The 20,527-nt window shown below is 63.1% G+C and carries 8 protein-coding genes; 5 read left to right on the top strand and 3 right to left on the bottom strand.

What is annotated here, in order from left to right; all coding sequences use genetic code 11:
- Window positions 1–58: 58 nt before the first annotated feature.
- On the top strand, window positions 59–13,057 hold the full coding sequence (locus tag QRN33_RS25490) for a non-ribosomal peptide synthetase (RefSeq protein ID WP_285410844.1): 12,999 nt from the start codon (window positions 59–61) through the stop codon (window positions 13,055–13,057).
- A gap of 204 nt (window positions 13,058–13,261) precedes the next feature.
- Complete coding sequence (locus QRN33_RS25485) at window positions 13,262–14,086, top strand: alpha/beta fold hydrolase (protein WP_285410843.1); 825 nt, start codon at window positions 13,262–13,264, stop codon at window positions 14,084–14,086.
- A 112-nt stretch (window positions 14,087–14,198) separates the two neighbouring features.
- On the opposite strand, the gene dsbG is transcribed toward QRN33_RS25485, so the two are convergent.
- Genes dsbG through dsbD form a run of 3 tightly spaced genes read right to left on the bottom strand, consistent with a single transcriptional unit; the run spans window position 14,199 to window position 17,559 of the window.
- Entirely contained in the window at window positions 14,199–14,969 is a 771-nt protein-coding gene (gene dsbG / locus QRN33_RS25480; protein ID WP_285410842.1) for a thiol:disulfide interchange protein DsbG, read from the bottom strand.
- A complete protein-coding gene (locus tag QRN33_RS25475) occupies window positions 14,945–15,826 on the bottom strand; it encodes a TlpA disulfide reductase family protein (protein ID WP_285410840.1) in 882 nt (293 codons plus the stop codon). The genes dsbG and QRN33_RS25475 overlap by 25 nt, the downstream gene beginning before the upstream one ends.
- Window positions 15,826–17,559 carry a protein-disulfide reductase DsbD gene (dsbD, locus tag QRN33_RS25470; protein ID WP_227972754.1) on the bottom strand — a complete coding sequence of 578 codons (1,734 nt, stop codon included), beginning with the start codon at window positions 17,557–17,559 and terminating at the stop codon, window positions 15,826–15,828. The genes QRN33_RS25475 and dsbD overlap by 1 nt, the downstream gene beginning before the upstream one ends.
- A 155-nt stretch (window positions 17,560–17,714) precedes the next feature.
- On the opposite strand from dsbD, the gene QRN33_RS25465 reads away from it, so the two are divergent.
- The 3 genes from QRN33_RS25465 (at window position 17,715) to QRN33_RS25455 (ending at window position 20,454) form a co-directional block, all read left to right on the top strand.
- Complete coding sequence (locus QRN33_RS25465; RefSeq protein WP_042607836.1) at window positions 17,715–18,395, top strand: response regulator; 681 nt, start codon at window positions 17,715–17,717, stop codon at window positions 18,393–18,395.
- Window positions 18,395–19,717 (top strand): ATP-binding protein, encoded by a 1,323-nt coding sequence (locus QRN33_RS25460; protein WP_042607835.1) that lies wholly within the window; start codon window positions 18,395–18,397, stop codon window positions 19,715–19,717. Before QRN33_RS25465 ends, QRN33_RS25460 begins: the two co-directional genes overlap by 1 nt.
- A 215-nt stretch (window positions 19,718–19,932) precedes the next feature.
- Window positions 19,933–20,454: a GNAT family N-acetyltransferase gene (locus tag QRN33_RS25455; protein ID WP_285410837.1), complete on the top strand. Its 522-nt coding sequence runs from the start codon at window positions 19,933–19,935 to the stop codon at window positions 20,452–20,454.
- The last annotated feature ends 73 nt before the right edge of the window (window positions 20,455–20,527 follow it).

Here is a 20,527-nt window from a genome sequence, read left to right as displayed (position 1 = left end):
ACAGGCGTGACGCAGCCACCCGATTCCACTTGCAAGCCGAATTCAGGCAGGAAACCTCATGACCGACGCGTTCGAACTCCCCAGCACCCTGGTCCATGCCCTCAAGCGTCGTGCGGCCCTGACGCCGGACCGACTGGCCTTGCGTTTTCTCGCCGAAAACCCGGAGCAGGCTGTGGTGCTCAGCTATCGCGAACTGGATCAACGCGCGCGCGCCATCGCCGCTGCATTGCAGGCCGAGGCCGGTTTCGGTGAGCGCGCGGTGCTGCTGTTCCCCAGTGGCGCGGATTACGTCGCGGCGTTTTTCGGCTGCCTGTATGCCGGTGTTATTGCGGTGCCGGCCTATCCGCCGGAATCCGCCCGGCGTCACCATCAGGAGCGCTTGCTGTCGATCATCGCCGACGCCGAGCCCAGGCTGTTGCTGACCAGCGCCGACCTGCGCGATGCCTTGCAGCAAATCGAGGGCGCGCCGCCGCTGTTGTGCGTCGACACCCTCGACAGCGCACTGGCCGAGCGCTGGATTGAGCCGAGCCTGCCGCCCGAGCACATCGCCTTCCTGCAATACACCTCCGGCTCCACCGCGCTGCCCAAGGGCGTGCAAGTCAGCCACGGCAATCTGGTCGCCAACGAACTGCTGATCCGTCACGGTTTCGGCATCGACGTCAACCCGGACGACGTCATCGTCAGCTGGTTGCCGCTGTATCACGACATGGGATTGATCGGCGGCCTGCTGCAGCCGATCTTCAGCGGCGTGCCGTGCATTCTGATGTCGCCGGCATACTTCCTCGGCCGGCCATTGCGCTGGCTGGAAGCGATCGCCGAATACGGCGGCACCATCAGCGGCGGGCCGGATTTCGCCTACCGCCTGTGCAGCGAGCGGGTCAGCGAATCGGCGCTGGAACGCCTCGATCTGAGCCGTTGGCGCGTGGCCTATTCCGGCTCCGAGCCGATCCGCCTCGATACCCTCGAACGCTTTGCCGAGAAATTCGCTGCCTGCGGTTTCAGTGAACAGAGTTTCATGGCTTCGTACGGTTTGGCCGAGGCGACCCTGTTTGTCGCCGGCACGCCGCGCGGCAACGGCATCCCGGCGCTGCGCGTGAACGATCAGGCGCTGGCGCAAAACCGCGCCGAGCCGGGCGACGGCAGCGCGATCATGAGCTGTGGCACCAGCCAGCCGGAACACGCGGTGCTGATCGTCGAACCGAATACGCTCAAGGAACTGGCGGACAACGCGGTCGGTGAAGTCTGGGCCGCCGGCCCGAGCATTGCCCACGGCTATTGGCGCAATCCCGAAGCCAGCGCCAAGACCTTCGTTCAGCACGCCGGCCGCACCTGGCTGCGCACCGGTGATCTGGGCTTTGTCCGTGACGGCGAATTGTTCGTCACCGGGCGTCTGAAAGACATGCTCATCGTCCGCGGGCACAACCTCTATCCGCAGGACATCGAGCAGACCGTCGAACGCGAAGTCGAAGTTGTGCGCAAGGGCCGCGTCGCAGCCTTCGCAGTCACTGACGACGGTGAAGAGGGCATTGGCATCGCCGCAGAAATCAGCCGCAGCGTGCAGAAAATCCTCCCGCCGCAAGCGCTGATCAAAGCCATTCGCCAAGCCGTCGCCGAGGCGTATCAGCAAGCCCCAAGCGTGGTGGTGCTGCTCAATCCGGGCGCTTTGCCGAAAACCTCCAGCGGCAAACTGCAGCGCTCGGCATGCCGCAATCGTCTGGCCGAGGGCAGCCTCGACAGCTATGCGCTGTTCCCGTCGACCGCTGCCGAAACCCAGACCGCGACCCGCAGCACGTCGGATCTCGAAACGTTGATCGGGCAAGTCTGGGCCGAGCAACTCAACGTCAAGCAGGTCAACGCCGACGATCACTTTTTCCTGCTCGGCGGCAATTCGATCGCCGCGACGCAAGTGGTCGCGCGGGTTCGCGAAAAACTCGGTGTAGAGCTGAGTCTGCGCCTGCTCTTTGAAGCGCCGACTCTGTCCGCCTTCACCGCCGCTGTGGCGCAGCAACAACAGGACGGCGGCAGCGCCCAGGGTGCAATCACCGCGCTGTCGCGCAGCGAGGCGATGCCGCAGTCGCTGGCACAAAATCGTCTGTGGATCACCTGGCAGCTCGACCCGCACAGCAGCGCCTACAACATTCCCGGTGGCCTGCGCCTGCGTGGGGAGCTGGACGAAGACGCCGTGCGCAGCAGCTTCCAGCAACTGATCGAACGCCACGAATCCCTGCGCACGCGTTTCTTCGAACGCCACGGAGTGGCATTGCAGCAAGTGCTCGCCACCGCCGAATTCAATCTGCAATTGATCGACATCAGCGACCTGCCAGCGGCCGAGCGTGAAGCCCGGGCCGAGCAGATTCGCGAAGACCAGGCGCGCACTCGGTTCGACCTGGAAAAAGGCCCGTTGCTGTGGGTGACCCTGGTGCGTCTTGACGATGAAGAACATCAACTGCTGGTGACGATGCACCACATCATCGCCGACGGCTGGTCGCTGAATATTCTCCTCGACGAGTTCTCGCGCCTCTACGCCGCCGCTGCGCAGGGTACAACGGCAAACCTGGCAGCGCTGCCCACGCAATACGCCGACTACGGCAACTGGCAGCGGCAATGGCTGGCGCAAGGTGAGGGCGAGCGGCAACTGGCGTACTGGAAAGCGCAGTTGGGCGATGAGCATCCGACACTGGAGCTGGCTACCGATCATCCACGCTCGGCCAGACTAAACCACAGCGCTGCGCGCCACAGCGTGCGCCTGAGTGCCCAGCTCAGCGAGGCGATCCGCCAGACCGCGCAGGCGCACCAAGCCACCCCGTTCATGCTCCTGCTCGCCGCGTTGCAGAGCCTGCTGCATCGCTACAGTGGTCAGCGCGACATTCGCATCGGCGTACCCAATGCCAACCGCCCGCGCCTGGAAACCCAGGGCCTGATCGGCTTCTTCATCAACACCCAGGTACTGCGTGCGCACGTCGATTCGCGCCTGCCGTTTGCCGAGTTGCTGAGCCAGACGCGCCAGGCCGCACTCGGTGCCCAGGACAATCAGGATCTGCCCTTCGAGCAACTGCTTGAAGCGTTCCCGCAGGCCCGCGAACAGGGTCTGTTCCAGGTCATGTTCAACCATCAGCAGCGCGACCTCGGTGCACTCAAGCGCTTGCCCGGTCTGCTCGCCGAAGAGCTGTCGTGGCACAGCCGCGAGGCCAAGTTCGATCTGCAATTGCACAGTGAAGAAGACCGCAACGGACGTCTGAGCTTGTCGTTCGACTACGCCAGCGAACTGTTCGACGCCGCGACCATCGAGCGACTGGCCGAGCATTTCCACAATCTGCTCAGCGAAGTCTGCGAACGGCCTCAGCAGGCCATCGGCGATCTGCGCCTGTTGACCGCCAGCGAGCAACACCAGCAGAAGGACTGGAGCGTCGCACCGTGCACCGCGGCGCAACAGTGGCTGCCGGAGCTGCTCGACCAGCAACTGCATAAAACCCCGCACCGCACCGCGCTGGCGTGGGAGACCGGTAGCCTGGATTTTGCCGAGCTGCACGCGCAAGCCAACCGGCTCGCCCATTACCTGCGCGACAAAGGCGTCGGCCCGGACGTGTGCGTGGCCATCGCCGCCGAGCGTTCGCCGCAACTGCTGATCGGTCTGCTGGCGATCATCAAGGCTGGCGGCGCCTATGTGCCGCTTGATCCGGAATATCCGGCCGAGCGCCTCGCGTACATGCTCAGCGACAGTGGCGTCGAACTGCTCCTGACCCAGACCGAACTGCTTGAGCGCCTGCCAGCCAGCGACGGTGTCAGTGTGATCGCCATGGACGCGTTGCACCTGGAAAAATGGCCGAGCCATGCACCGGGCCTGCATTTGCACGGCGACAATCTCGCCTACGTGATTTACACCTCGGGTTCCACCGGGCAACCGAAAGGCGTCGGCAATACTCACGCAGCGCTGGCCGAGCGCCTGCAATGGATGCAGAACACCTACGCCCTCGATGAAACCGACGTGCTGATGCAAAAAGCGCCGATCAGTTTCGACGTCTCGGTGTGGGAATGCTTCTGGCCGCTGATCACTGGCGCGCGTCTGCTGCTCGCCGGCCCCGGCGAACACCGCGATCCCCATCGCATCGCGCAACTGGTTCAAGAACATGGCGTGACCACGCTGCACTTTGTGCCGCCGCTGCTCTCGCTGTTCATAGATGAACCGCTGAGCGCCGAATGCACCAGCCTGCGTCGGGTATTCTCCGGCGGTGAAGCACTGCCGGCCGAACTGCGCAATCGCGTCCTCGCGCAACTGCCGGCGGTGCAACTGCACAACCGTTACGGCCCGACTGAAACTGCGATCAACGTCACGCACTGGCATTGCACCAGTGCCGATGGCGAGCGCTCGCCGATTGGCCGGCCGCTGGGCAACGTGATCTGCCGCATCCTCGATGCCGATCTCAACCCGGTTCCGGCCGGTGTGCCGGGTGAGCTGTGCATCAGCGGCAGCGGTCTGGCCCGTGGCTATCTCGGCCGTCCGGCGTTGACCGCTGAACGTTTTGTCGTCGATCCATCGGGCGAGCAGGGCGCCCGCTTGTACCGCACTGGCGACCGTGCGCGCTGGACCTCCGACGGTGTGATCGAATACCTCGGCCGTCTCGATCAGCAGGTCAAGCTGCGCGGCTTTCGGGTTGAGCCGGAAGAAATCCAGGCGCGGCTGCTCGCTCAGGAGGGCGTCGCCCAAGCCGTGGTGCTGGTGCGCGAAACCGCTGCCGGTGGGCAACTGATCGGCTACTTCACGACAACCGATTTGCCTGAAGATGCCGATGAGCAAATCGCTCGCCTGAAAGTCGCCTTGGCCGCCGAGCTGCCGGAGTACATGGTCCCGGCGCAACTGCTGCGCCTCGACGCGATGCCGCTGAGCCCCAGCGGCAAACTCGACCGCCGCGCCTTGCCTGAACCGCAATGGCAGGTGCGTGAACACGTCGAACCGGTCAGCGAACTGGAGCAACAAATCGCCGCCATCTGGCGTGAAGTGCTCAGCCTCAATCAGATTGGCCTGAGCGACGATTTCTTTGCCCTCGGCGGTCACTCGCTGCTGGCCACTCAGATCATCTCCCGCACACGTCAGGCCTGTGACGTCGAACTGCCGCTGCGCACGCTGTTCGAGCACAGCGAACTGGGCGATTACGCCGAACAGATCCGCCAGATCCAGGCCAGCGGCCGCACCAACCAACAGTTGCCGATCGGCAAAGTCGATCGCAGCCAAGCGGTGCCGTTGTCCTATTCGCAGCAGCGCATGTGGTTCCTCTGGCAGATGGAACCGGACAGCCCGGCGTACAACGTCGGTGGCATGGCGCGCCTGCGTGGCGTGCTGCATGTCGAGCATTTCGAGGCCGCGTTGCAGGCGCTGATCCTGCGTCACGAAACCCTGCGCACAACGTTCCCAAGTGTTGACGGTGTCGCCCGCCAGCAAGTGCATGCCGAGACCGGCGTGCGCATGGGCTGGAAGGATTTCTCCAGCCTGCCGGCGGCTGTGCGTGAACAACAAGTCCAGCAACTGGCCGATGCAGAAGCGCACCAGCCGTTCGACCTGGAAACCGGCCCGCTGCTGCGCGCCTGTCTGGTCAAGACTGCCGAGCACGAGCATTACTTCGTTCTGACCCTGCACCACATCGTCACCGAAGGCTGGGCGATGGACATCTTTGCCCGTGAACTCAGCGCGTTGTACGAAGCGTTCGTCGATGAGCGCGAATCACCGCTCGAGCCGCTGCCGGTGCAATACCTCGACTACAGCGTCTGGCAGCGCCAGTGGCTGGAATCCGGCGAGCGTCAGCGCCAACTCGACTATTGGACTGCACAACTGGGTCGCGAACATCCGCTGCTGGAATTGCCCGGCGACCGTCCGCGTCCACCGGTGCAAAGCCACCAGGGCGAGCTGTTCCGTTTCGATCTGAGCGACGATCTCGCCGCGCGGGTGCGGGCGTTCAACGCGCAAAACGGTCTGACCCTGTTCATGACCATGACTGCCGCACTCGCCACGTTGCTCTACCGCTACAGCGGCCAGACCGACCTGCGCATCGGCGCGCCGGTGGCCAACCGCATCCGCCCGGAAAGCGAAGGTCTGATCGGTGCGTTCCTCAACACCCAGGTGCTGCGTTGCCAGCTCGACGGGCAGATGTCGGTCGGCGAATTGTTCGAGCAAGTGCGCCACACGGTGATCGAAGGCCAGTCCCATCAGGATCTGCCGTTCGATCATCTGGTCGAAGCCTTGCAGCCGCCGCGCAGCGCCGCTTACAACCCGCTGTTCCAGGTGATGTGCAACGTCCAGCGCTGGGAATTCCAGCAGAGCCGCACGCTGGCCGGCATGACCGTCGAGTATCTGGCCAACGATGCGCGGGCGACCAAGTTCGACCTCAATCTGGAAGTCACCGACCTCGACCATCGCCTCGGTTGCTGCCTGACCTACAGCACCGATCTGTTCGACGAACCGACCATCGCGCGCATGGCCAGGCATTGGCGCAACCTGCTTGAAGCGTTGATCGCCAATCCGCAGCAACGGCTCAGCGAATTGCCGTTGCTCGATCAGCCTGAGCAACAGCAACTGCTCGACAGCCTCGGCATCGAGCCGGGCGAGCATCGTCTCGATCAGTGCATCCATCATCTGTTTGCCGAACAGGCACTGGCGCGTAAAGACGCGCCAGCGCTGACGTTCGCCGGGCAGACCCTGAGCTACACCGAGCTCGATGCCCGCGCCAATCGCTTGGCCTGGGCGCTGCGCGAACGCGGGGTCGGCCCGCAAGTGCGGGTGGGTCTGGCGCTGGAGCGTTCGCTGGAAATGGTCATCGGCCTGCTGGCGATTCTCAAGGCTGGTGGCGCCTATGTGCCGCTGGATCCGGAATACCCGCTCGACCGTTTGCACTACATGATCGAAGACAGTCGCATCGGCCTGCTGCTCAGCGATCGGGCGATGTTCGAAGCCCTCGGCGAGTTGCCGCCAAGCGTGGCGCGCTGGTGCCTGGAAGATGACAGCCCGGCATTGGCCGACTACCCGGCCAGCGAGTTGCCGTTCATCAGCCTGCCGCAACATCAGGCTTATCTGATTTACACCTCGGGCTCGACCGGCAAACCGAAAGGCGTGGTGGTCTCCCACGGCGAAATCGCCATGCACTGCCAGGCCGTGATCGAACGCTTCGGCATGCGCCCGGACGATTGTGAACTGCATTTCTATTCGATCAACTTCGACGCTGCCACCGAACGTCTGCTGGTGCCGCTGCTCAGCGGTGCGCAGGTGGTGTTGCGGGCGCAGGGCCAGTGGGACGCGGAAGAAATCTGCGGCTTGATTCGCACGCATCGAATCAACGTCCTCGGTTTCACGCCGAGCTACGGCAGCCAGTTGGCGCAGTTTCTCGCGACACAGAACCAAGTCCTGCCGGTGCGGATGATCATCACCGGCGGCGAAGCGCTGACCGGCGAGCATCTGCAGCGCATCCGCGCGGCGTTCCAACCGGCGCAGTTCTTCAACGCCTACGGCCCGACCGAAACCGTGGTCATGCCGCTGGCCAGTCTGGCGCCGCAGGTGCTGGAAGAGGGCGCCGGCAGTGTGCCGATCGGCAGCGTGATCGGCGCGCGGGTCGCGTACATTCTCGACGCCGACCTGGCGTTGGTGCCGCAAGGTGCGACCGGTGAATTGTTCGTTGGCGGCGCCGGTCTGGCCCAGGCCTATCACGACCGTCCGGGCATCACCGCCGAGCGTTTCGTCGCTGACCCGTTTGCCGCTGATGGCGGACGCATGTATCGCACCGGCGACCTGGTGCGCCAACGTGCCGATGGTCTGGTCGAGTATCTAAGCCGGATCGACCATCAGGTGAAGATCCGTGGTTTCCGTATCGAGCTGGGCGAAATCGAAACGCGCCTGCTCGATCACCCTTCTATCCGCGAAGCCGTAGTGCTGGCGCTGGACGCACCGAGTGGCAAGCAACTGGTGGGTTACCTGGTGACCGACGTAGCCGAGCAAAATCAGGCGCAACAAGCGGAACTGCGCGAGGCACTGAAGACTCACCTCAAGGCGCAACTGCCGGATTACATGGTGCCGACCCACCTCATACTGCTGGCGAGCATGCCGCTGACCGCCAACGGCAAACTCGACCGCCGCGCCTTGCCGGCACCGGATCCGCAGCTCAATCGGCAGGACTACGTCGCGCCAAGCAACGCGCTGGAGCAGACCCTCGCGCAGATCTGGTGCGACGTGCTCAACGTCAGGCAGGTCGGTCTCAGCGATAACTTCTTCGAACTCGGCGGTGATTCGATTTTGTCGATTCAAGTGGTCAGCCGCGCGCGTCAGCAGGGTATTCACTTCAGCCCGCGTGATCTGTTCCAGCATCAGACCGTGCAGACCCTCGCTGCAGTCGCCAGTCGCACGCAGCAAGTGACTGCCGAGCAAGGTCTGGTCGACGGCGAGTCGCGTCTGACACCGATTCAGCACTGGTTCTTCGATACGGATATCCCCGAGCGTCAGCACTGGAATCAGGCGCTGTTGCTGGAACCGACTGTGCCGCTCGCGCCGCAACGTTTACGCCAGGCTTTGCTGGCGGTGATCGAGCAGCACGATGCACTGCGTCTGCGTTTCAGCGAAACCGATGGCGTATGGCGAGCAACGCATCAAGTGCTGACGGATGAGGATGTGCTGTGGCAATTCAGCGTCGATTCCCTGGAACAGTGCGAAGGCCTGTTCGCCGACGCGCAACGCAGTCTGCATCTGCACAATGGCCCGTTGCTGCGCGCGGTGCTGGTCGATGGCGCCGATGCGCAGCAACGCCTGTTTATCGCCATCCAACACTTGGTGGTCGACGGTGTTTCCTGGCGCGTGCTGCTCGACGATCTGCAAACGGCGTATCGCCAACTCGACGCTGCACAGCCGCTGAAACTGCCGGCGAAAACCAGCGCCTTCAAGGACTGGGCCGCGCGTTTGCAGGCCTACGCTGGCAGCGAATCTCTACGTGAAGAATTGAGCTGGTGGCAAGCGCAACTGGCCGGCCCGAGCGCTGACCTGCCTTGCGAGAATCCGCAGGGCGGCGGGCAGAATCGTCATGCGCAAACCGTCAGCGTGCGCCTCGATGCCGAGCGTACCCGGCAGTTGCTGCAACAGGCGCCGAGCGCGTACCGCACCCAGGTCAACGACCTGCTGCTGACCGCACTGGCCCGCGTGCTGTGCCGCTGGAGCGGCCAGCCGTCGGCACTGATTCAACTGGAGGGCCACGGTCGCGAAACCCTGTTCGACGAGATCGACCTGACCCGCACGGTCGGCTGGTTCACCAGCGCCTACCCGCTGCGCCTGACTCCATTCACCATCGAAGAGGCCGCCGGGCAGGGCGCTTCGATCAAGGCGATCAAGGAACAACTGCGCGCCGTGCCGCACAAAGGTCTCGGTTATGGCGTGCTGCGCTATCTCGCCGATGACGGTTGCCGGCAAAGCATGGCTACGCTGCCGAGCGCGCCGATCACCTTCAATTACCTCGGCCAGTTCGACCAGAGTTTTGCCAGCGATGCGCTGTTCCGTCCGCTCGATGAGCCGGTCGGTGCCGCCCACGATCCGCAGGCGCCGTTGCCGAACGAGCTGAGCGTCGACAGTCAGGTGTATGGCGGCGAATTGCTCCTGCGCTGGACCTTCAGCGCCGAGCGTTATGACGCGCAGACCATCCACGATCTGGCCGATGCTTACGTCGGTGAGCTGCAAAGCCTGATCGAACATTGCCTGCAGGAAGGGGCCGGCGGTCTGACGCCGTCGGACTTCCCGCTGGCAAAACTGACCCAGACGCAACTCGACGCCTTGCCGGTGCCGGCCGCACACATCGAAGATGTCTATCCGCTGACGCCGATGCAGGAGGGCATGCTCCTGCACACCCTGCTGGAACCGGGCACCGGTCTGTATTACATGCAGGATCGTTATCGCATCAACAGCGAACTCGATCCCGAGCGTTTCGCCCAGGCCTGGCAAGCGGTGGTCGCGCGTCACGAAGCGTTGCGCGCCTCGTTCTGCTGGAACGTCGGCGAAGACATGCTGCAAGTGATTCACACCCCGGGTCGCACGCCGATCGAGTATCTGGACTGGAGCGCCGTCGCCGAACCCGAGCAGGAACCGAAACTGCAAGCGCTGCTGAAAAGCGAGCGCGAGGCGGGTTTCGATCTGCTCAATCAGGCGCCGTTCCACCTGCGCCTGATCAAGGTCGGCGCGGCGCGCTACTGGTTCATGATGAGCAACCACCACATCCTCATCGACGCCTGGTGCCGTTCGCTGCTGATGAACGACTTCTTCGAGATCTACACCGCCCTCGGCGAAGGTCGTGAAGCGCAGTTGAGCGTGCCGCCGCGTTATCGCGATTACATCGGCTGGCTGCAACGGCAGAGCCTGGCCGAAGCGCGGCAGTGGTGGCGGCAGAATCTGCAGGGCTTCGAGCGCACCACGCCGATCCCGAGCGACCGGCCGTTCCTGCGCGAGCATGCCGGTGAAAGCGGCGGCATGATCGTCGGCGACCGCTACACCCGCCTGAATGTCGAGGACGGTGCGCGGCTCCGCGAGCTGGCGCAGGCCCATCAATTGACCGTCAACACCTTTGCCCAGGCGGCGTGGGCTCTGGTTCTGCGACGCTTGAGCGGCGATCGCGACGTGCTCTTCGGCGTGACCGTGGCCGGACGCCCGGTGGACATGCCGGAGATGCAGCGCACCGTCGGCCTGTTCATCAACAGCATCGCCCTGCGGGTGAAGATGCCTGCGGACGATCAGCGCAGCAGCGTGCGCCAGTGGCTCAGCGCGTTGCTCGACAGCAACATGCAACTGCGCGAGTACGAATACCTGCCGCTGGTGAACATCCAGGAACAGAGCGAATTGCCCAAAGGCCAGCCGCTGTTCGACAGCCTGTTCGTGTTCGAAAACGCTCCCGTGGAAGTCTCGGTGCTGGATCGTGCACAGAGCTTGAACGCGACCTCGGATTCCGGCCGAACCCACACCAACTTTCCGCTGACGGCGGTGTGCTACCCGGGCGATGACCTTGGTTTGCACCTGTCGTATGACCAGCGTTACTTCGACGAGTCGACGGTCGAGCGCATGCTCGCTGAGTTCAAGCGGTTGCTGCTGGCGCTGGTGGACGGCTTTCATGGCGACATGGCCGACTTGCCGCTGCTGGGCGACGAAGAACGCGATTTCCTCCTGCACGGTTGCAACCAGAGTGGCCACGACTATCCGCTGGAGCAAAGCTACGTGGCGCTGTTCGAAGCCCAGGTCGCGGCGCATCCGCAGCGCATTGCCGCCAGTTGCCTCGATCAGCAATTGAGCTATGCCGAGCTGAATCACAACGCCAACCGCCTGGGTCATGCGCTGATCGCCGCCGGGGTGCGCATGGATCAACCGGTGGCGCTGCTGGCCGAGCGTAATCTCGACCTGCTCGGCATGATCATCGGCAGCTTCAAGGCCGGCGCCGGTTACCTGCCGCTGGACCCGGGCCTGCCGAACCAGCGCCTGAGCCGCATCATCGAGATGAGCCGCACGCCGTTGCTGGTGTGCAGCGCCGCCTGCCTTCAACAGGCGCAGAGTTTGCTCGAGGAGTCTGGATGTTCGAATCGTCCGCGCTTGCTGGTGTGGGAAGAGGTGCAAGCCTCGGGGACGGCGACTGAGAATCCCGGCATTCACAGCAGCCCGGATAACCTCGCTTACGTGATCTACACCTCGGGTTCGACCGGCCTGCCAAAAGGCGTGATGGTCGAGCAGCGCGGCATGCTCAACAACCAGTTGAGCAAACGCCCGTACCTCGACTTGAGCGAGGCCGACGTGATCGCGCAGACCGCTTCGCAAAGCTTCGACATTTCCGTCTGGCAGTTCCTCGCCGCGCCGTTGTTCGGCGCGCGGGTCGACATCGTGCCGAACACCATCGCACACGATCCGCAAGGTCTGCTGGCGCATGTGCAGGCGCAGGGCATCACCGTGCTGGAGAGTGTGCCCTCGCTGATCCAGGGCATGCTCGGCGCTGACCACATGAGCCTCGACGGTCTGCGCTGGATGCTGCCGACCGGCGAAGCGATGCCGCCCGAACTGGCGCATCAATGGCTGCTGCGTTACCCGGACATCGGTCTGGTCAATGCTTATGGCCCGGCGGAATGTTCCGACGACGTGGCGTTCTTCCGCGTTGACCTGGCGTCGACGCGCGCCAGTTATTTGCCGATCGGCACGCCGACCGACAACAACTTGCTCTATCTGCTCGATGGTGCGCTGGATCTGGTACCGCTGGGCGCGGTGGGTGAACTGTGCGTGGCCGGCACCGGTGTCGGGCGCGGCTACGTCAGTGATCCGCTGCGCACCGCGCCAGTGTTCGTGCCGAATCCGTTCGGCGCGCCGGGCGAGCGTCTGTACCGTACCGGTGACCTGGCGCGGCGCCGCGCTGACGGCGTGCTGGAATACGTCGGCCGCGTCGATCATCAGGTGAAGATTCGCGGCTACCGCATCGAACTTGGTGAAATCGAAGCGCGCCTGCATGAACAGCCGGAAGTGCGCGACGCTGCGGTTGGCGTGCAGGAAGGCGTCAACGGCAAGCATCTGGTGGGTTATCTGGTTGCGGCCGATGCAGCGCTCAATCCGGGCGAACGCCTTGAACGGATCAAGCAGCGCCTGCGCGCCGAACTGCCGGAATACATGGTGCCGCTGCACTGGCTGTGGCTGCAGCAGATGCCGCTCAATGCCAACGGCAAACTCGACCGCAAAGCCCTGCCGGCGCTGGAGATCGGTCAGTTGCAGAGCGAGGATTATCTCGCCCCGCGCAACGAGCTGGAGCAGACCCTGGCTGATATCTGGGCCGAGGTGTTGAAGGTGGAAAAGGTCGGCGTGCGCGACAACTTCTTCGAACTCGGCGGGCATTCCTTGCTGGCGACGCAGATTGCATCACGGGTGCAGAAAGCCCTGCAACGCAACGTGCCGCTGCGCGCGATGTTCGAGTGCAGCACGGTAGAGGAACTGGCTGAGTACATCGATGGATTGGCGGCCAGTGATATTACCGAGGAGAAGGTGGATCGGTTGAATGATCTGATGGCGGAGTTGGAGGGGCTGTAGTTCTCTAGGGTGTGTACTGGCCCCATCGCGAGCAGGCTCACTCCTACAGTTGAAATGCATTCCAATTGTAGGAGTGAGCCTGCTCGCGATGGCGTCGGTGGATTCAACACAAATCAACGGTACATGACTGTACATTTCCACCCTTGACGATCAACAACCGGCAGCTCAGTCTGCCGGTTCTGTTTTTTCTCGCGGAGGTGGTCGATGCCCTTTTTCACGGTTGACGGACAAGCGCTGCACTACATTGATCAAGGCACCGGCCCGGCCGTGTTGCTCGCTGGCAGTTATCTCTGGGACCAGGCGATGTGGGCGCCGCAGATCGCCGCGCTGACCCCGCATTATCGCGTCATTGCCCTGGATCTGTGGGGGCATGGCGAGTCCGGCAAGTTACCTGAAGGCACCACATCGCTGGACGACATCGCCCGTCAGGCGCAGGCCTTGCTCGATCATCTGGACATCGACCGCGTCACCCTCGTCGGGCTATCGGTCGGCGGCATGTGGGGCACGCGCCTGGCACTGGCCGCGCCGCAACGTCTCAACGGTCTGGTGCTGATGGACACCTACGTCGGCGTCGAGCCGGAACCGACCCGGCAGTATTACTTCTCGCTGTTCAAGCAGATCGAAGACACCGGGACCCTCTCCGAACAACTGCTGGACATCGTCGTACCGATCTTCTTCCGCCCGGGCATCGATCCGCAGTCGCCGCTGTATCAGAACTTCCGCGCAAAACTGCAGAACTACTCGCCCGAGCGTTTGCGCGAAAGCATCGTACCGATGGGGCGCATCACGTTTGGTCGCGACGATCTGTTGCCACGTTTGGGCGAACTCAACGCAACCACCACGTTGGTGCTGTGCGGCGATCAGGACAAACCACGACCACCCTCGGAAGCCCGGGAAATGGCTGAATTGATTGGTTGCCCGTGTGTGCTGGTACCGGAGGCGGGGCATATCTCCAATCTGGAGAATCCCGGGTTTGTGACTGAGGCGCTGCTTGGCTTCTTGAGCGAGTGCAACAGACACACCGTGTGATCCAATCGCGAGCAGGCTCACTCCTACAGGTATCGCATTCTTGCTGAAGGAATGCAGTCAACTGTAGGAGTGAGCCTGCTCGCGATTGGGGCCGGTTCAGGCGATAAAAAACCTACTTGGGCCCGAGAACCTTCACCAGCTTGTCCGGCGAAGGCGCGCCTTGCTGTTGTTGCAGTTCGCCTTTGTCGTCCAGGTAGAAAATCGCCGGAGTGGCCTGCAGTTCCAGGTCTTCCATCAATTGCATGTTCGCCGCGAGTTTGCTCTGCACGGCGACCGGAATGTCTTTGAGAGCCTTGAGCGCGCTGCCCTTGCCAACCTTTTCGTGATCTTCCAGGGCCTTGGCCGGGTCTTTCGCCGCCAGCAGCGCGGCGGATTTGCCCGGGCTGTCTTCACGAATGATGCCGACCATGATGTGGCGCAACTGCACTTTGCCGGCCTTGACCCATGGCCGCGCCTGCTCCCAGAACATGTTGCAGTACGGGCAGTTCGGATCGCTGAACAGGTACACCGTGCGCGGCGCATCCTTGTTGCCGTCCTGAATCCAGTTGCTCGCCTCGAACTTGGCCCAGACTTCCTTGGACATCGGCGCGTAAACCAGTTTTTGCAATGGCTCGCTGCTCAGGTCCTTGCCGTCGGCGTCGTACAGGTTGCCCACTACCACGTGTTTACCGTCCGGGGTCAGGTACAGCGCCATGCCGCGATTCTGGTATTGCGCGGCATACCCGCGCAGGCCATCGGGGGCGTCGAACTGACCGACGATTTTCGCGCCCTTGGCTTCGATCTTTTTGATCGCCGCGGGCAGTTCTTCAGCAGCCTGCACCGACGGCAAGTGCAGCAGGGCAGTGCCCAGGGTCAGCGTCAGCAGGTGGCGGAGGCGGGGCATGGCAGTTTCCTTGCAGAGTTGGCCGGGGCAACGGCCTGATTCGGGCTTGAAGGTGAAGTGTCGAAGGTTTCCAGAGCGCGGGCGAGGCTGGCGTTCGACAGTTCACCGAGGTGACTGGTCAGCAAGCGACCGTCCGGGCTATAGAACAGCGTAGTCGGTAACGCCATGGACCCCACGGCCTGACCGAGACGGCCGTTGCGGTCGAACAGCACGTTGTTCAGGCTCAGGCCCTGGGTTTCCAGGAACGTCGCCACGCTTTGCATGCTTTCGGCCTGATTGACGAACAGAAACGTCAGATCCGGGCGCTGTTGCTGGGCGTTTTCCAGCACCGGCATTTCCCGCCGGCACGGCGGGCACCAGGTGGCCCACAGGTTGATCACCAGCGGGCCGCCCCGATAGTCACTGAGCTTGATGGTTTGCCCGGCGGCATTGCGCAGGGAAATGTCCGGCAGGCGCGTGCCTTGTTCGTAGATGTTCAGCGAGAGGGTGGCGAGCAGCCAGAACGCCACGCCACTGACCACACCAAAGCCCAACGGTCGGCGCAGACCGGGACGACGCCAGCCGCGATACAACGCCGCCAGCAGCAGCACGATCACCCCGGGCCAGGCGAGGAATCCACCGTCGCGCAGATCGATGATCTGCCACGGGTCATCGCGATAATGCGACCAGTACAGCGCGACAAAGGCAATGCGCGCCGCAAGCATGCCCAGCAAAAACAGGCTGAACAGCGCCGACTCGGGGTTATCGCCACCGCGCTTGGCTACCCGCCAGCCGACAAATGTCGCCAGTGCCAGCGCACTGATCAGCAGCAGGTGGTTGAGCGCGATGGCAAAAGTGCCGAGGGTGAACGTCAGCATCAGTTGGCGTCTCGGGTAGTGGACCAGCGTTGCAGGAACGTGTCGGCATCGACCTCGCCGGTGATGCGCTGGCTGCGGCGTTCTTCACCGTCAGTACCGACCCAGATGAAAGTCGGCGGCCCGGGCACTTTATAGCGACCGAGCAGCTCGCGGCTGGCGGCGTTGTCGGCGGTCACATCCAGACGCAGCAGGCGCACGTCGCTCAATGCCTGCATGACCTTGGCCTCGCCGAATACCTTCTTCTCCATGACTTTGCACGATACGCACCAGTCGGCGTAGTAATCGAGCAGTACCCACTGGCCTTGGGCCTTGGCGGCGTCGAGTTCACGTTGCAGGGCGGCCGGTTCCTTGATGGTGGTGAAGGCGTCATGACCGCTTGGTGCGGCGCTGGCGACCCGGCCGGCGCTGTAAACCTGCAATGGCTGGTACGGATCGTCACTGCCGCCAGCCGCACCGATCACCAGCAAGCTGCCCCACAAACCGAGCAACAGGGACAGGGCGCCGAACATCTGCGCGACGCGGCCAAAGCCTTCGGACTGTTTCCAGGCGCTGTAGGCCGCAATCAGCAGCAGCGCGCCACACAGACCCAGCCACAACGACGGATCCAGTACCGGGCGCAGCATCAGCAATGCGGTTGCGAGAAAGAGAAAGCCGAATATGCCCTTGAGCAGGTTCATCCACGCCCCTGGTTTGGGCAGGAATCGATTGCCCACGGTGACCAGCAGCAACAGCGGCACACCGATGCCGATGCCCAGTGCAAACAGAATCAGACCGCCGTGCAACGCGTTACCGCTTTGCGCGATGTACAGCAGCGCACCGGCCAGTGGCGCGGTCATGCACGGCCCGACCAGCAGACCGGACAATGCACCGAGCACACCGGCGCCGATCAGGCTGCCGCCGCTGCGGCTGCGTGAAGCGTGTTCAAGTCGATCACGCAGCGCCACCGGCAGCTGCAGCTCGAAGAAGCCGAACATCGGCAATGCCAGCACCACGAAAATCGCCGCAAACGCACCGAGCAGCCAGGGATTCTGCAACCACGCCTGCAGGTTCGCACCGAGCAGAGCGGCAATCACACCCATCGCCGCATACACCAGCGCCATGCAGATCACATAGCTGCTGGCCAGGGCGAAGCCGCGCCGTGGTGTGGCGCCACTGCCGACGATCATCCCGGCCAGAATCGGCAGCATTGGCAGTGAACACGGGGTAAACGCCAACAGCAGGCCGAGACCGAAGAACACCAGCAGACTCCAGCCCAGCGCCCGTTGTTGCAAGCTGCTGGCCAAGGCCTGATCCGGCGCTTCCCCGCCAGTTGTCGCTGCGGCTTTGCCGCCCAGGTCAATCACCCGGGTTTGCGGTGGATAACACAGACCCGCATCGGCGCAGCCCTGATAACTGACTTTGATCTGACCACTGGCCGCCGCCGGGATCTTCACTTCCAGCCCTTGGCGATACACCGGCTGCTCGCCGAAGAACTCATCGCTGTGGGATTCGCCTTCAGGCAGCACCGGCTGCTGGTCGGCGGCCAGTCCGTCGAACTTCAAGCGTTTCTGATACAGGTAGTAGCCGTCGGTGATCTGCCAGAACAGCTGGGTTTCCCCCGACTCCAGACGCTCGGAGGTGAGGACGAATGCCTTGTCGACGGGTAAAAAGTCCGGCTTGGACTCGAACGGATTGTTTCCGGCCTGGGCCAGACCGGAAATCAGTAAAGCAAACAGAAGAAAAAAATGACGCATGGAGGAGCCTTGTCCCTGTGCAATTGAGGTGCACAATGGGCAGCGGCGATTAACCGATGATTAACCGCGATGCCCTTGTCGCAGTGACGTTCGGCGCCATAATGTCAGCTTAATCGGCCAACCGCCTAATCCGCTTTTTTCCTGTGGGATTCACCATGCACGTACTGGTTTGCGAAGACGATGAGCTGATCGCCAGCGGCATCGTTGCCGGGCTCACGGCTCAGGGCCTGACCGTCGAGCACGTCAACACGGCGTCGAAAGCGCGGGCGATGCTCAAGGTCGCCGAGTTCGACGTGATGGTGCTCGATCTTGGCCTGCCCGACGAAGATGGCCTCAAGTTGCTCCAGCAATTGCGCCAGAGCGGCCTGGAGATTCCGGTGCTGATTCTCACCGCCCGCGATTCTGTGACGGATCGTGTCGACGGTTTGCAGGCCGGCGCCGACGATTACCTGCTCAAGCCTTTCGACCTGCGCGAACTGTTCGCCCGCCTGCAAACCCTGTTGCGCCGAGTGGCCGGGCGCAGCGTCAATCTGATCGAACATGGCGCGCTCACCTACGACCCGAGCAGCCGGGAAACCCGCCTGGCCGGGCAACCGGTGGACTTGTCGCGCCGCGAGCAATCGCTGTTGCAGGCGCTGCTGCACAACCGCGGCCGCGTTTTGTCCACCGAGCAATTGAAGGACAGCGTCTATGGCTTCAACGATGAGCTGGAAAGCAATGCGCTGAACGTGCATATCCATCATCTGCGCAGCAAGCTTGGCAAAGGCATCGTCGAAACCGTGCGCGGTCTGGGCTATCGCCTCGGGCCTGCCGATGGCGGGGAGCAGGGCAAGTGATGAGTCTGCGCCTGCGCCTGAGCCTGACGCTCGGCGCCGCATTCGCGCTGATCTGGGCGCTGGCTGCGGCGTGGATGCTCAGCGATCTGCGCAATCAGATGATGTTTTCCCTGGACCAGCGCCTGGTTGCCTCGGCGCGCATGGTCGCCGGCTTGCTCGAGCAATTGCCGACGCTGCCGAGCAAGGGCGAAGGCACCCACTTCAGCGCCGAACAATTGAATATTCCCGGGGGGATGGCCTGTCAGGTCAGCTCATTGCGCGGCGAGATTCTTGCCCGTAGCCACAACAATCCCGAACAAGCGCTGGAAGCGGAAAAAATGGGCTTCCACGATCAGATGATCGACGGCGCACCGTGGCGCAGTTTCACCCTGGCCCGCGGCGATGTGCGCATCACTACCGCAGACCGGCAGATCGAGCGTGAAGCGTTGAACATGTCGATCCTGCTCGCCGCTTCGGTACCGGTCGGCGTGGCCTTGCTGGGTTGTCTGTGCTTGCTGTGGCTGGGGATCGGTCAAGGCCTGGCGCCACTGAATCGTCTGCGCGAAGCGCTGATGCGGCGCAATGCCGATTCGCTTGAACCGTTGCAGTTGCAGGCGTTTCCCAGCGAATTGAAGCCGCTGCTGGAAACCCAGAACCAGTTGTTCCAGCGCATCGGCAAGACCATCGAACGTGAACGTCGTCTGACCGGCGACGCCGCGCACGAATTGCGCAGTCCGCTGACGGCGATCAAGACCCACCTGCAAGTCGCGCGCATGACCGATGGCAGCGCCCGCGATCAATCGCTGGCCCGCGCCGAGGAGGGTGCCGATCGCCTGCACCGCACCCTTGAACAGTTGCTGTTGCTGGCGCGGGTCGAAGGCAGTCTGTCATTCGATGACGGCTCGCAATGCAGCGCCGAGCAAGTGGCCAGGCTGGCGATTCAGGACGCCACGGGCGGTGAACGGCTGCGGATCAAACTGCACGTGCCGGACGAGCTGTCCGCCGCGCCGCTGCAAATGCCTGCAGTGCTGGCGATTGCTGCGCTGCGCAACCTGCTCGACAACGCTCTGCGCCACACGCCTGAAGATTGTGCGGTCGAGGTCAATCTCGAAAGCATCGGCAACCGCGTGCGTTTTGTCGTGCGCGACCATGGGCCGGGCATTGCGCCGGATGACTTGCAGCATCTGACTCAGCGCTTCTGGCGCAACGGCCAGAGCACCGGTTGCGGGCTGGGTCTGGCGATTGTCCAGGCGATTGTTCAGCGCTGCGACTGCGCCCTGCATTTCGACAGCCGCCCGGATGGCTTGCGGGTCGAACTGACCATGCCGTTGCAAGCCCTCTGATCTCACCTCAGATCCCCTGTGGGAGCGAGCCTGCTCGCGAATGCGCTAAGTCATTCAACATCGACGTTGACTGGCCTGACGCTTTCGCGATCAGGCTCGCTCCCACAAGGGAACATGTTCTGCCACATGAAATGTAACTTCTCGCCGTTCGCTATCCGGCAGGGCCGGGGCTAAGGTCAACGCAGCTTGACTCAATGGATTGAGGGAACTGCGCCATGGAAGCACCCATCTGCATTCGTCCGGCCCGATTGGCCGACGCTGGCATCATCAGCCGCATTATCGAGCGTTCCATCCGCATCGGTTGCGCGCTCGACCACCGTAACGATCCGCCACGGGTCGGCAGCTGGATCGCTCAGCAATCCGCTGACTTCATCAGCGCCCGGCTCGCTGATCCCCACTTCCATTTATGCCTGGCTTTACTGGCGGACAAACCCGTCGGTGTCGGCATGGCCCAGGCCAGCGGCGAGATTTCGCTGTGTTACGTGCAGCCGGAATCCTTTCGCCGGGGCGTCGGACGGGCGCTGATGCAGGATCTCGAAGGCTGGTTGCGCATTCGTGGCATGCAGCATGTTCACCTCTACAGTTCCCGCACCGCCGAGCCGTTTTATCGGCATCTGGGTTATCAACAAGCGGCGCCATCCGGCATCTGCGACGGCTTGCAGACCGTGCCGCTGCACAAACCTTTGTCCGCACCGGCCCGACAACTCGATCAAGGGTGTAAATCCGCGCCGCGCTGAAGCGTTTCCAGAACAGGAAAACCTGCAAGTGCGCCCCGCCACCGGAACGCGCACCTGTTGGTGTGCTGTTTTG

The organism is Pseudomonas sp. FR229a, assembly GCF_030209115.1.
Taxonomy (GTDB): Bacteria; Pseudomonadota; Gammaproteobacteria; order Pseudomonadales; family Pseudomonadaceae; genus Aquipseudomonas; species Aquipseudomonas moraviensis_A.
The sequence above is the reverse complement of the archived record's forward strand: the minus strand, read 5'-3'. Positions and strand labels throughout refer to the sequence as shown.